The 14,211-nt window shown below is 36.4% G+C and carries 11 protein-coding genes and 2 pseudogenes; 6 read left to right on the forward strand and 7 right to left on the reverse strand.

Annotated elements, in window-relative coordinates; translation table 11 throughout:
- Window positions 1-5: 5 nt before the first annotated feature.
- From GWI58_RS16795 to GWI58_RS16810, 4 genes are all read right to left on the reverse strand, one after another.
- The gene (locus GWI58_RS16795; protein WP_004243593.1) at window positions 6-323 is read right to left on the reverse strand and encodes a hypothetical protein; all 318 of its coding nucleotides are present in this window, start codon (window positions 321-323) and stop codon (window positions 6-8) included.
- A 153-nt stretch (window positions 324-476) separates the two neighbouring features.
- Window positions 477-1,115, reverse strand: a complete 639-nt coding sequence (locus GWI58_RS16800) for a CatB-related O-acetyltransferase (RefSeq protein WP_161769405.1) — start codon at window positions 1,113-1,115, stop codon at window positions 477-479.
- 268 nt (window positions 1,116-1,383) lie between these two features.
- Window positions 1,384-2,475, reverse strand: coding sequence for an NADH:flavin oxidoreductase/NADH oxidase (locus GWI58_RS16805; RefSeq protein ID WP_012368075.1), 1,092 nt, complete (start codon window positions 2,473-2,475; stop codon window positions 1,384-1,386).
- Window positions 2,476-2,743: 268 nt separating this feature from the next.
- Window positions 2,744-3,010: a DUF2798 domain-containing protein gene (locus tag GWI58_RS16810; RefSeq protein WP_012368076.1), complete on the reverse strand. Its 267-nt coding sequence runs from the start codon at window positions 3,008-3,010 to the stop codon at window positions 2,744-2,746.
- Between the two features lie 983 nt (window positions 3,011-3,993).
- Between GWI58_RS16810 and GWI58_RS16815 the strand changes: the two genes are divergently transcribed.
- Both GWI58_RS16815 and GWI58_RS16820 read left to right on the forward strand, forming a co-directional pair.
- Window positions 3,994-4,659 carry a response regulator gene (locus GWI58_RS16815; protein WP_004243597.1) on the forward strand — a complete coding sequence of 222 codons (666 nt, stop codon included), beginning with the start codon at window positions 3,994-3,996 and terminating at the stop codon, window positions 4,657-4,659.
- Window positions 4,660-6,063: pseudogene (locus GWI58_RS16820) on the forward strand (ATP-binding protein). It begins immediately after the preceding gene.
- A gap of 56 nt (window positions 6,064-6,119) precedes the next feature.
- Here the strand turns inward: GWI58_RS16820 and GWI58_RS16825 are convergent.
- Both GWI58_RS16825 and GWI58_RS16830 read right to left on the reverse strand, forming a co-directional pair.
- Entirely contained in the window at window positions 6,120-6,449 is a 330-nt protein-coding gene (locus GWI58_RS16825; protein ID WP_004250741.1) for an AzlD domain-containing protein, read from the reverse strand.
- Window positions 6,446-7,108 carry an AzlC family ABC transporter permease gene (locus tag GWI58_RS16830; protein ID WP_004243600.1) on the reverse strand — a complete coding sequence of 221 codons (663 nt, stop codon included), beginning with the start codon at window positions 7,106-7,108 and terminating at the stop codon, window positions 6,446-6,448. Before GWI58_RS16830 ends, GWI58_RS16825 begins: the two co-directional genes overlap by 4 nt.
- 84 nt (window positions 7,109-7,192) lie before the next feature.
- Here GWI58_RS16830 and GWI58_RS16835 point away from each other — a divergent pair, with 84 nt between their 5' ends.
- A complete protein-coding gene (locus GWI58_RS16835; protein ID WP_004250737.1) occupies window positions 7,193-7,753 on the forward strand; it encodes a helix-turn-helix domain-containing protein in 561 nt (186 codons plus the stop codon).
- Between the two features lie 62 nt (window positions 7,754-7,815).
- Here GWI58_RS16835 and GWI58_RS16840 read toward each other — a convergent pair whose 3' ends face one another.
- Complete coding sequence (locus tag GWI58_RS16840; RefSeq protein WP_041701181.1) at window positions 7,816-8,673, reverse strand: D-amino-acid transaminase; 858 nt, start codon at window positions 8,671-8,673, stop codon at window positions 7,816-7,818.
- 186 nt (window positions 8,674-8,859) lie between these two features.
- On the opposite strand from GWI58_RS16840, the gene GWI58_RS16845 reads away from it, so the two are divergent.
- The 3 genes and pseudogenes from GWI58_RS16845 (at window position 8,860) to GWI58_RS16855 (ending at window position 14,210) form a co-directional block, all read left to right on the forward strand.
- Entirely contained in the window at window positions 8,860-9,438 is a 579-nt protein-coding gene (locus tag GWI58_RS16845) for an HdeD family acid-resistance protein (RefSeq protein WP_004243604.1), read from the forward strand.
- Window positions 9,439-10,149: 711 nt separating this feature from the next.
- Window positions 10,150-11,406, forward strand: a complete 1,257-nt coding sequence (locus GWI58_RS16850; RefSeq protein ID WP_049207896.1) for a mechanosensitive ion channel family protein — start codon at window positions 10,150-10,152, stop codon at window positions 11,404-11,406.
- 372 nt (window positions 11,407-11,778) lie between these two features.
- Window positions 11,779-14,210: pseudogene (locus tag GWI58_RS16855) on the forward strand (DMSO/selenate family reductase complex A subunit).
- Window position 14,211: the final 1 nt, after the last annotated feature.

Below are 14,211 nucleotides of genomic sequence, written 5' to 3' on the forward strand. Positions count from 1 at the left end.
AGCCGTTAAATAACACAAATTTTTATCACTTCAAATTCAATTTGGCATACAGTCAACTTTGCCCCCGTGATTGCACTTTCAGCCATCACTATCTCTGTTGATGATTGATAACGGCGACACACCTCTAGAGCTAATTCAATACTGGGCTCAATTAATAAAATAGCGCCGATATTTTCAACCGTCGTCGGAAAATCACTCTCTGAGGAGATGGTATAGAGTAAAGATTGCTGATCTTGGGCAATTTGTTGCGCTTTATCTGTTGCGGCTTGATTAACTCTTTGTTGTTTAGCGGAGTCACCGCCACCAGAATGCAGATAGATCATCGTTTCCTCATAAAAATATCAATAATAATTAATTTTTGCTATGTAAACACCCCATCAATATCTGTCGATATAAAGGCCGTTTATATGTAATTAGATAACACAATGATAATCAACAAAAAGCCTTTAATAACAATATTATTAAAGGCTTTAGTTCTATTTCATATCTTGGTTATATTGCGTATGAGCAGTTAACAGCTTATCAATTGAAGCTTGGCATAAATAAGGTTTTAATGCGGCAAACTTTTTCTCTGGCCAACTATAAATATTTAAAGATAAAAGTTGCTCTATCACTTTTGGTTCAAAGCGGTATTTAACATGCTTAGCCGGTATTCCACCAACGATACTATAAGGAGCGACATCTTTTGTCACTACACTATTTGCTGCGATAATAGCCCCTTCACCAATAGTAACGCCAGGCATAATCATGGCCCGCATACCTATCCATACACCATCGTGAATATAAGTATCACCTTTACCAATATAGACTTCTTTAATATTGTCTAAAAATGGATAAAGAGAAAACCAATCCATACGATGAGTATGATTGCCCCCCATCAAAATAACCGCTTCAGCACCAATACAAACATAGTCACCGATATATAATTTATCGATTTCCCATAAGGGTTCCCACTGAAGGCTAATTTCATCGCCATAAAGGTAACGCACTACAGATGCTTCAAAGCCATTATCCCAACAATCACTGTAATAGCTATGCTGACCTTTAATAATAATATTCTTATTTTTTACTGTTTCGTGTAAATATTCGACACGTGACCAATGTTTCGTGTTCATACTATGACTCGCTATAAATTAATGAGCCATCAAAGAATGCTGTATTCTTTGATGATGTGTCCGCATTCCAAAACACATCATGACTAAGCAATCCGTGGTTGTAACAATAACGGATTTTGAACCTTATCCATTTCTTACACTCCTTCACCATTATTATGAATATCTATAATAATGTGACATAGAAAAACCACAAAGTTGCAACTTGTTAACTATTTTTCCAGCAACTCTGTGGTTTTAAAAATACATTATCTTCTAGCTATCAACTATGCTATTTAAAAAAATCTTTACTACCATGTGGTGCACAACGCAAATATTGCGGAGCGACTTTAATGGTCTGCTTTAACTTTTCAGCCGCATGCCAAGGCCAACGAGGATCATAAAGTATTCCTCTGCCTAATGCGATAAAATCAGCTTGTTCAGTCAGTAAAATAGCTTCTGCTTGCTCTGGCTCTGTAATTAACCCAACCGCAATCACGGGTAATTGTGTTTCATTATAGATGGCTTGAGCAAAAGGAACCTGATAATTAGGTCCTAGCTTGATGGCTTGTTTGTCTGATAAGCCACCGGAAGAAACATGAATATAGTGGCAACCGAGATCTTCAAGATGTTGAGTTAATGCGATAGAACTTTCCAGATCCCATCCTCCCTCAACCCAATCAGTCGCTGATATTCTTACTCCCACACACATTTTGTCAGAGACTGCTTTTTTGACTGCAGTAAAAACATCAATTAACAAGCGACTACGATTATTAAAATCACCGCCATACTGATCGGTGCGATGGTTTGATAATGGTGATAAGAATTCATGCAGTAAATAACCATGAGCACCATGTATCTCAATAACATCAATGCCTGCTGACTCAGCTCTTTTAGCTGCTTCAACAAATGCGTTTTTTATCTTTTCAATCTCATCAATTGTTAATGCTTGAGGCTGATGATATTGACCAAAAGCAATACTAGAAGGTGCTACTTTTTGCCAGCCATTCTCATCATCAGGAGCCAATGATTTTCCACCTTCCCATGGCAACGATGTTGATGCTTTTCGCCCCGCATGAGCCAACTGTATACCTATTTTAGCATTAGTATGCTGTTTTATATCGCTAATAAGCTGTTTTAATGCGCGACCATGTTCCTCAGACCATAATCCGAGATCTTTATAACTAATTCTACCTCGAGGCTCTACCGCCGTCGCTTCTATAATAACTAAAGCGGCACCTGATAATGCTAATTGCCCATAGTGCATTGTATGCCAAGATGTGGGTATTCCATCTTGCGCAGAATATTGGCACATTGGTGCAACAATAATACGGTTGTCTAATTGATGAGGTCCTAATTTATTAGGCGTAAATAACAAACTCATGCAAAGCCTCCTGCTATATAAGCAATGAGACAAAAATCATTTTTATCTTATGGTTACGATTAAAAATAATTATTTGCCCTCTATCTAGTTTTAAATGAACCATCACTATAACTTAATAAGGCTAACGCATTAAATGACATAACGCGATAACCTATCTCACAGTGTGCTAAGAAAAACAGACTTCAATGGCTGATCCTAATACAACATCTAATAAAATAGCGGTATTAGATGCCATATTAGGTTATAACGCATTATAGGATATGAAATATTAATGTGGTTTTACTAATAAGAGTGATAGCTTTCTTGCAAAGGGTAAAACGAATAAAACGGTTGGAAACGCAATCATCCAAGATACCCCCCATGAAGAGAACCAAGGTGCAAACATAAGGCTATTTAAGCCCATTGTTTTTGCTGTACTAATAAAAGAAACAATGCCACACATCACAAAAGATAGGAAAAACGGAACCAGAAAAATCATGGCTCTTGGTGGCAATTTAGGTATACCCAAAATATTATTTTTATCTTGAAAAAACATAGAAAAGACCCCAATAAAAACGTGTACTACGTCATATAACCGCCAATACAACAGGCGAATACCCATAAAGGTAAAAAAATTAAGTTATATGTGTTGATTAACGTAAACGCTTACGAGTCTTGTAGACTAGACCGATGCTAGTATATAAATGAAAGTATTTTTGTCAAGTAAACTATTATCATTATCATTTGATAAAAACAATAGAATTCATGAATAACTTAAGTGAATCTTTATCTTTCAACAGAACTACACCAAGGGTAAAACATTATTACTCATATTTTGAGTTAATTTTTTACCCAATACATTTTATCGGTGAAATGCTCCCTGAGGAGGGGAGCATTTCTGACACAGAACGATTTAATTAATATTAAAAGTGATCATCTAATTGCATATTAATTCCTTTTAATAACAGTGTTTATTCCAATTAAATTGCATAATTTTATTTAGAATATTGAAATGTATAGGGTAAATAAATTAATTAACTCTGATACAACACACTTATCTTACTATATTGTTTTTTATCTAATAGTAAGAAAAGATCGCCTCTTATCTCATATTCAATATGATAAAATTATATTTTCTATATTATCCATTTTCATGCAAAATATTTATTATCTGTTTATTTATAATTAATGCCTTTATTTTCTATTATTAATAGAATTAATATTATTAATTTACGTTAATGCATTACTTTCTATGAGTTAACTCTTTGGTTATATTGAAATTTAAAACAATACAGTTCAGCAATAAATGTCATCATCATCATAAAAGCAAGTATTTATTTATCACCTCTATAAAAGATTCATGTAGAAAGTGATTATTTTATTACTTAAACACCTTACTTTCAGTAAAAATACATATTTAATATTATATTATCTAATATTAAGAGTTGATTAATCACACTTAGCTTTATCTTTTATTATATTGCTCAAACTTTATTTGCCTTTTATACTTTCTTAAAGCATATTTTGATAGGTGTTATTATGAATATTTTATTAGTTGAAGACGATCTGCAATTGGGAAAGGCGCTCTGTCGTGGTTTAGAAATTGCTGGTTTTCAGCCCTGCTGGGTAAGATTGCTTGCGGATGCACGTGTTCAATTAAACCAAAAAGCCTTTGATTTAATGTTGCTTGATCTAGGTCTTCCTGATGGTGATGGTCAAGATGAACTTATCGCACTAAGAAAAAGTGGTGAAAAAATACCCATTATTATTTTGACGGCTCGTACTCAAATAGATAACTTAGTACAAACATTAGATTCAGGTGCCGACGATTTCTTACCAAAACCTTTTGCTATGCCTGAATTAATTTCTCGTGTAAAAGCCGTAAGTCGCCGTATGGCCGGTTTCTCTTCACAGATTTGGTCTATTGGTGATTTACAGCTTAATCCCTCGAATCATCAAGTCACTTTAAATGGTGAACTATTGTTATTATCAGGTAAAGAGTACCAGCTATTATATGAGCTGATGCGCAATACAGATAATGTAGTACGTAAATCTGATTTAGAACAACGCTTATTTGGCTTAGATGACAAAATTGAAAGTAACTCACTTGAAGTTCATATGCACAACTTACGCCGTAAAATAGGCAAAGAGCGTATTATTACGGTTCGCGGTATCGGTTATCTCTTAAAAAAAGAAGTGAACTAAATGAAGATCCGCTCTTTCTTTATTTATACTATCTTTCTACAAACGATATCTATCGTGATGCTATGGGGCGTTTGGTTAGCTTGGATAGAATTTGATTATCTTGCTGACTTTGAAACTATCTACAATAAGCAACAAGAAATTATTGCTGAAGGATTTGCCAATACACTCGAAACGGTTTCCTCTCAACCCGAGACAGTAAAACAGATAGCTCACCATTTACAAAACATGTATATCGATACCATGCTTAATGGTGAAGATGATGATTTACACTATTTACCTTGGTTTATTGTCTTAAATAAAGATAATGATCTGATTTATACCAATAGACCGGAACTTTCTCTGCCTAAACGGGTACTGTCGCTTGCCTCTGAAAAAATCTCTGTGGCTGGGGAGAAATGATATTTATCTTATAGTTGGGGAAAACAACATAAAATTAAAGTTTTTATTGGTGAATCCGTCGAAGATAGAGGGCATGTCATTGGTAACCCTATTTCCGGTACTTTTGTGCCCTTCCTATTTATTTTAGCGACGGTGATCTTGGCTATCTTAATTACTGCTTATTTTAGTTTGCGCCCTTTAAGACAAGCCGCAGAGCTGATTTCTAATCGAAAACCTCGTAATTTAACGCCAATTAATGTCGGACAACAATTTAAAGAGATCCGCCCTATCTTTAAAGAGCTTAACCAATTAATGGCAAGAATAGATGCGGCTAATATTAGAGAAAAACAATTTATGGCTGATGCGGCTCATGAGCTAAGAACCCCGATTGCCGCAGTGATTGCCCAATTACACATTCTCTCTTTAGTCGATGAAAAGCAGGAGCGAGAAGAAATTATTGAAGATATGAAACAATCTCTGGATAGAGCCGCCGCACTTTCCCACCAGCTTATTGATTTAGCAAGATTAGAGTGTGACGATTTCCCTATAAAAATAGAACCCTTTGATGTTTATAATATTATTGGTAATGCTATTGCTCAGCGCGTGCCTTATGCCTTAACAAAAAATATTGAGCTATCTTTAAATGAAGGTATGTCACTTAAAATAGAAACAGATAAACAAGCACTACTGTCTATTTTTAATAACTTATTGGATAATGCAATCAAATATTGCCCCAATAATAGTCAAGTCGAAGTGACTATTGAACATAAAGATACCCATCATCTCAATATTATTCTGCGTGATAATGGACCAGGAATTGCACCTGAGTATATTAGCTCACTATTTTCCCGTTTTTATCGTGTTCCGGGATCACAAGGGACGGGCAGTGGTTTAGGCTTATCTATTGCACAAAATCTCGCTGAAAAAATTCAAGCAACCATTTCCATTACTGAAGGGCTACACAATAAAGGTATTGGTTTTATTATTACCTTACCGTTAAAAATTAAACCACTAGATAATGAGTAAATATATTATAGGAGGCCTTTGCCTCCTATAATTTTAGTTAAAACTATTAGTTATGCTTATCCCCACAAAGTGGCTATCCAACGTAGCATCGCGGTAATAATAGCAGCACTTAATACCACCAAAATAAAAGGTTTCTTTTTCCAAGTTAAAACGCCCGCAACACCCACACCAATAATCTTGGCAATATCAGCGAGTTGGTCACCATCAAAAAAAGTAGATGTCATTGCAACCGAAAATAAGATCACGATTGCTGAAAGTGAAAACATTTCTTTGACCCGCTCAGACATCCCCGTTTTATTATTTAATAAGATACCGGAGATGCGCATGGCATAAGTTCCTACGGCTAAAATAGCGATACCTGCGATAAGTGAAGTTGTTGATATCATATTTTTCTCACCACAAATAAAACGCCTAACAAGGATAATAAAACCGGTATTCCCGCAGGGAGAAACAGTGTCGTTGCTAAGGCAATCACACTACCAATAATAGCGGCTTTTCGTGTTAATTTATTTTTCAATGCCGGTAAACTTAGTGCCAAAATAATCGCTGGAAACATCGCATCTAAACCAAGCATTTTTATATCAACAATAAAAGAGCCTAAATAAACACCTAGCATAGTACCTAACGGCCACATCAGTAAAATGCCTAATCCACAAGCCCAAAATGCTAATCTATTTTGCTCAGCAGTCGATTGAGATAACCCAAAAACCACACTTTCATCATTTAATATATGAAAGCCTAATAGTGATTTAATCCCTTTTCCGGGTAATTCTTTCACTGCCATACTAAAAGGGATGTGCCTTGCATTGACCATTAAACCAGCGAGTGCCGCATAGATGGCGCTTCCTCCCATCGCAACCACTCCGATAAATAGAAATTCAGAAGCCCCTGCTAAAACAAAAATCGATAACGAAAGAGGTACCCAAAAATCGAAACCTTGAGTATGTGCTAAAGCACCATAAGATATTCCAACGATCCCATCCGCTAATGAAACAAGCAGAATATCTCTAAGTACGTTATTATCTAGACGACTGTTAATATGCATAAAAAACGTATTATTTATTGAACGATTTGTTCATTATGTTGAACGATGTATTTTTTTGCAAGCTGATTTTTGAAGGAAACTATGATGTCATCACCTTCGGCACCCATTGAAATTATTTCTCAATCTATTGCTAGAGAAAGAAAAAAAGCAGGTCTTTCACTTGCAGAAATCGCAAGGCGAGCGGGGATCGCAAAGTCAACGTTATCCCAATTAGAAGCGGGACAAGGTAATCCAAGTATCGAAACTTTATGGGCTATTTGCGTCGCACTCAATATTCCGTTTTCACAACTGATTTCCTCACCTAAACCAGAAGTTAAAGTGATCCGCAAAGGTGATGGATTTAAAATTAGTGCAGAAAAGGCCTATTACCATGCCTTTTTATTGTCATCTTGCCCCAATGGTGCTAAGCGCGATATTTATACGGTTATTGCTCAACCGGGTAAAGATAGAGTGTCAGATCCTCATAGTAAAAATGTCACAGAACATATTCTTATAATTAGCGGTCGTGCCATTGTCGGTACTTTAGATAATCAACAAGAGTTATCTCCCGGTGACTATATTTGTTACCCTGGTGACGTTACTCATGTGCTACGTGCATTAGAGCCAGATACTACCGCTGTCATGATCATTGAACATCACAATTAGTGACAATGGTATTATCGCACTGATTTTTCGGATAAAGTCAAAATCAGTGCGATAAAAATTTACTATGGTTTAACACCGGCTTTCTCAAGATAAATCTCTCTTAAGCGTTGTGATAACGCCCCTACCTTACCTTGATTTATTTTTTCATTATCAATGGAGATCACCGGCCAAATTAAGGTAGTCGCTGAACTAATAAAAGCCTCTTTGGCTTGTTTCGCTTCTTCGAGTGTAAATAAACGCTCAATGATGGTGAGTTTTTGCTCTTTGGCTAACTGAATAATCGCTTGTCGCGTGATCCCCGGTAAAATATCTTGGCTTAATGGGCGAGTGATAATTTCATCTTGCTGATTAACAATAAAGAAATTGCTTGAACTCCCTTCGGTGATATAACCCTCTTTGATAAAAATAGCATCATCAGCACCTTGCTGATGCGCATGATGTTTAGCTAGACATGCAGCAAGTAATGCCACCGTTTTAATATCACAGCGTTGCCAACGAATATCCTCAACACTTACGACAGAAATTCCTTTGCTTGCATTAGGATGATTTACCACCGTTGAGTGTTGAACAAATAGCACCAATGTAGGAGCGACGGATGAAGACGGGAAATCAAAAAAACGTGATGAATCGGCGCCACGAGTGACTTGTAAATAGATAAGTCCTTCATGCAGATGGTTCTTATCTATCAATTGCCCGTGGATCTCTTTTAATTGCTCTTTGGTTAATGAAAAAGGCATTGATAATGCTTTGCAAGAGCGCTGTAAACGTTGAAAATGCCCTTCAAAATCAATTAATTGTCCGTTAATAACGGCGGTAACTTCATAAACGGCATCAGCAAATAAGAAACCTCGATCAAAAACAGAGATATTAGCTTGTTCTTTAGGTACAAATTGGTTATTTAAATACACAATCTCAGACATTTTACCTCCGTGATAAATTGTATTAACCTTGATAACTTTTCACCACACTACTCTTTCACATTACTATTTCAAATGCTACTGACTTTCTAATACAAATCTTTAATGGCCTTTTTCTTTAAAGAATTCCTGTTATATAGCTAAAAATTGCTATAATTTGCGATAAGGATTACAAATTAAGAGGTTGTTATGTTAGACATTAATAAAAATAATTTATCTCAGCTAACAGAGAAACTCGTTAAAAAGCAGTGTACTTTAATGAGTATCATTGCCATGCTGGGATTACTTGCGGGTATTATCTGTATTATTAACCCTTTTTCTTCAGGGGTCGTGGTCAGTGTTTTCCTCGGTGTGGTGTTTTTTGCTTGTGCAATAACCAGCATAATGGCGGCCTTTAATAGCCGGATCTCTTCTGGTTGGTCGATGTTAATTACTTTACTTGCTGGTTTTATCTATCTATTTTTAGGTTATATTTTTATTACCGATCCTTTAAATGGCATGTTAAGCCTTGCATTTATTATCGGTTATTTATTTATCTTTGCAGGAATACTCCGCTTAGTACTCGGCTTTAAGCAAATTAAAGATAGCTTTTATGGCTGGTTTAATATTTTAGTGGGCTTTTTAGATCTTGTTTTAGCCTATTTCTTACTAGCTTTTGGCCCTGAAACTTCTATAACACTGGTGATGGCATTGATTGGTATACAACTTATTTTAAGTTCTATAACTATTCTATCAATAGCCAGTGCAATCAAGCGAATGACTCGTTAATTGCGTCTTAGTTTATAAGCTGTAGTTGAATATTAGAGCCACTTAATGTGGCTCTAACAGTAGCGATGTATATATTTTATCCCAATTCGACAAAGCCAACCGAGACTACTTGTCAAATGCCCTTCCTTTTACTTCCTCATTTCTCTACTGCAATAGTTAGTTTAAAAAGACAATATCGCGAAAGGCGCAATAGAAAAAGTCAACTAAGCGCTATAAGCATAAAATAATTTTAAAACAATAAGATAGATTTAAATTCAAACTTTCTTAAGCTATGGTTACCAACAAAAAATGCTTTCAATATAAAAAATAATTTAAAATTTAAAATATTTTTGTATAAAGCTATTGACTGTTATGAAAATGTGATTAGAATCAGTATCAGAAAATATTTGTGACGAGAATCACATTTTATTAATAGGATACTTAATATGAAATCAATGACTTCTTTTATTACTCATCTGCACCAAGTTGTTGTTAAATTATCTTCAACTCGTTTATTGTAATTCTTTGTATTAAAAAGAATAACTAGCACATAAAGCCAGAAAATGTACTCTATATCGCAAGAGGCACTATCTGGCTTTTATTTTCTATCCCTTTGATTTTTTCTTATCTTACTCTTCGCGCATCTTTAGTAACAAAAATTTCACTTGTTTGAACTAAAATCCCTCTTCTTGTACCCTAGTACTAAATCACCTTTTATGATGAGGATAGTTTATGCAGCAGCAACTGCTTACATGGATACGTCAGTTTAATGAAGAGTACGCTCAAATCACTTCTCTGTTACTTGTTTTATTGATCATTTTTGTTGTTGCTCTTGTTCTCCACTTTATTTTGCACAAACTTGTGCTCCCTAAGCTTTCAAAAGCTATCAGTAAATACGATCAAAAGTGGCAGCTCTCTTTTGAAATTAATAAGTTATTCAGTCGATTTGCCTTTCTTATCCAAGGTGTAGTCATTAATATCCAAGCCTTATTATGGATGGGACCCGGTAAAACACAGGAGATATTAACCACCACAGCTCAAGCATGGTGTTTACTTTTCGGTTTATTGATGATTTTCTCAATTATGGATCTCTGTTTGCAGATCATGAGAAATTCCCCCTCTTTTGGCCGATTACCCCTTAGAGGTATTTTCCAAAGTTTAAAATTAGTCGCCAGCGTGCTGATTGGTATCATGATTGTTTCATTACTGATCGGTAAATCACCGCTTATTTTATTAAGTGGTTTAGGTGCCATGACTGCGGTGTTGATGTTGGTATTTAAAGATCCAATTATGGGACTTGTTGCCGGTATTCAACTCTCCGCCAATAATATGATTAGCTTGGGTGATTGGTTAGAAATGCCTAAATATGGTGCTGATGGTGCCGTAGTGGATATTAGCCTCACCACAGTAAAAGTACGTAATTGGGATAATACCGTTACGACCATTCCTACTTATTCTTTAATTTCTGATTCGTTTAAAAACTGGCAAGCGATGACACAATCAGGTGGGCGTCGAATTAAGCGCAGTTTATCTCTTGATATCAATAGTATTTACTTTTTAGATCAAGAGAATATTGATAAATTAGAAAAGGCACAGCTTCTTGAACCTTATATAAAAAGCAAAGTAGGTGAAATCTCCAGCTATAACGCTAGCCTTTGTCATGAGCATCAAATGCCACTTAATCAACGTGGTATGACGAATGTCGGTACATTTCGCGCTTACGTGGAAGCTTATCTAAAAAATCATCCGAAGATCCATAAACAGATGACCATTATGGTAAGACAGCTTGCCCCAACCTCTGAAGGGCTACCTATCGAGATTTATGCCTTTACCAATACAACCGTGTGGGTAGAGTATGAAGCTATTCAGTCAGATATTTTTGATCATATATTCGCTATTCTTCCTCAGTTTGGTTTACGGATACACCAATCACCAACAGGTAGCGATGTTAGAGCATTAAAATTCCCTGCCAATATCGACACACCATAGCCCTAGCGTTCATTATTTAAAAGGGAGATTAATTCTCCCTTTTTTCTATTAATTTTTTCCATTAAATATATTAACAAATATTTATAACTAGCGACTTTGTTATCATATTAACAATCTTGTTTTAGGCTATTTTTTTAAAATCGATATGTTATTTTTTATATATCGAATCACTGTTTCCACCTATATATTTGATATTTTATTTACCACTAAAGTGGTATTAACCGCAAAATGTAACCAATTGTTTAATAATTATTTTTTTAGATAACCTTATTAACATTTTTTATATTGATATAAATCATTATAGGTATAGGTGTAATAACTTAACATAGATATACAACTTTATTTGTTGTGAAAAATGTTAGGGTAATGTCAATGTCAAAAATTAAAAATAATGTTTCTATCACTGAAATGAGCCGGCGTGGCTTCATTCAGTCTGCAGCTGTTCTTTCTGGCGCTGCTGCTGTAGCTGGAACGGTATCATTACCTTTCTCTGCTAATGCTCAAACACCCCAGGGTATTCGTCCTGATGAGACGTCTGAAACCATCAAATACAGTGCATGCTTAGTGAACTGTGGTAGTCGTTGCCCATTAAAAGTTCATGTTAAAGATGGCGTGATCCGCCGTATTTCCAATGAAACCATGTTTGATGACTAACCTTTGGTCTTCATCAGATCCGTCCTTGCTTACGTGGACGTTCCGTTCGTTGGAAAACTTATAATCCAGACCGTTTAAAATACCCCATGAAACGTGTCGGTAAACGTGGTGAAGGTAAATTCGAGCGTATCTCTTGGGATGAAGCGACTTCGATTATCGCGGATAAGCTAAAATATACTATCGATACCTATGGTAATGAGGCTATTTATTACCAATATGGTACTGGATCTACTGGGGCTAATTTACATGGCAGAACGGCCTGTAAACGTCTATTAAGTACAGTCGGTGGCTTCTTAAGTGACTACGGTACTTACTCTTATTCACAATTAACCGGCATCGTCCCTTATGTGTATGGTGATATGCTGGAATCTCTGTTAACAGAAATCGAAAACTCAGATCTGGTTGTGATGTTTGGTCATAATCTTGCTGAAACTCGTATGTCTGGCGGTGGTCAGTTCTATGAAACACTGAATGCGTTAGATAAGAGTAAAAGTAAAGTGATTATTATCGACCCGCGTCGTACTGATAGTGTCACAACATTAGGTGCAGAGTGGATCCCTATCTATCCGGGTACTGATGCTGCATTGGTGGCTGCGTTAGGTTATGTGATGATCCAAGAGGGTATCACTGATGAGGCATTTTTACGTGAATATTGCATCGGTTGGGATAAACAAACTCTGCCAGCCTCAGCACCTGAAAATGGCTCTTACAAAGACTATATTCTCGGTAATGGTCCTGATGGGATTGCTAAAACCCCTGAGTGGGCAAGTCAATTAACCGGAATTTCCGTTGCGCGTATTATTCAATTGGCACGTGAAATTGGTAATGCCAGAGCCGCGTGGATCTCCCAAGGCTGGGGTATTCAGCGTACCAGTAATGGTGAACAAGCTTGCCGTGCAATTATGATGTTGCCATTAATGTCTGGTCATATTGGTCGTCCTGGTACTAATACCGGATGTTGGGGCGGTAGCATTGAATACCCTGTCGCAAGTTTTGCCATACCAAATCCAGTAAAAACCCAGATCCCAACGTTTATGTGGTCTGAAGCGGTTGCTCGTGGTGAAGAATTAACCAGTAAAAATGCCGGTGTCAGAAATAAAGATAAGCTGGATACGGGCATTAAATTTATGTGGTGTTACTCCAGTAATGTGATTGGTAATCAGCATGCTGATCTCAATAAAACACATGAATTACTGCAAGATGAATCAAAATGTGAATTTATTTTAGTGTGGGATAACCACATGACACCATCAGCAAAATATGCCGATATTTTACTGCCTGATGTCACTACTGTGGAAACTAACGATCTTATCAATAACTCTTATGCAAGTGGTGCGTATCATTATATGGTGCGTTTACAAAATGCTATTGAGCCGTTATGGGAAAATCGTCCTAACTATGATGTATTGGCAGATATCGCTGAAAAATTAGGTGTTAAAGAGAAATTTACTGAAGGTAGAACCTACCAAGAGTGGATTGAGTATTGCTATAACCAAGTAAAAGCAAATAACCCAGCGCTTCCTTCTTTTGCTGAAACTAACGATATGGGGATTGTGGATAGAAAACTTCCTCCTCGTAGCGCTTATGTGGCATTAGAAGCATTTCGCCAAGATCCTATCGCCAACCCACTAAAAACAGCATCAGGTAAAATTGAAATCTATTCTGAGAAATTAATGCAAGACACTGAAGGTTGGATCTTACCAGAAGGTGATCGTATTCCTGCAATTCCAGAATATTGTAAAAATGAAGAAGGTGTTGAAAACGTTACCTTAAAAGAGAAGTTCCCACTGCAAATGACGGGCTTCCACGATAAAGGTCACGTCCACTCTACCTATTTTAATGTCGCAATGTTACGTGAAGCTATTCCCCATCAATTTTGGTTAAACCCCGTTGATGCGGCACAGCGTGGATTAAAATCTGGCGATATTGCTGAGATTTATAACGAACGTGGTCGCTTGCATATTCGTGTCAAAGTGACAGATCGTGTATTACCTGGTGTGATAGCAGTACCACAAGGTGCATGGCGTTCACTTGATACAACAGGTGTAGATACCGGTGGATGTATTAATACATTAACAAGCTGGCACCCATCGCCGTTTGCTAAAGGAAATCCACAACATACTAACCTTGTTGAAGTGAAACGTGCATAAG

This window comes from Proteus sp. G2674 (genome assembly GCF_009915195.1).
Taxonomy (GTDB): domain Bacteria; phylum Pseudomonadota; class Gammaproteobacteria; order Enterobacterales; family Enterobacteriaceae; genus Proteus; species Proteus mirabilis.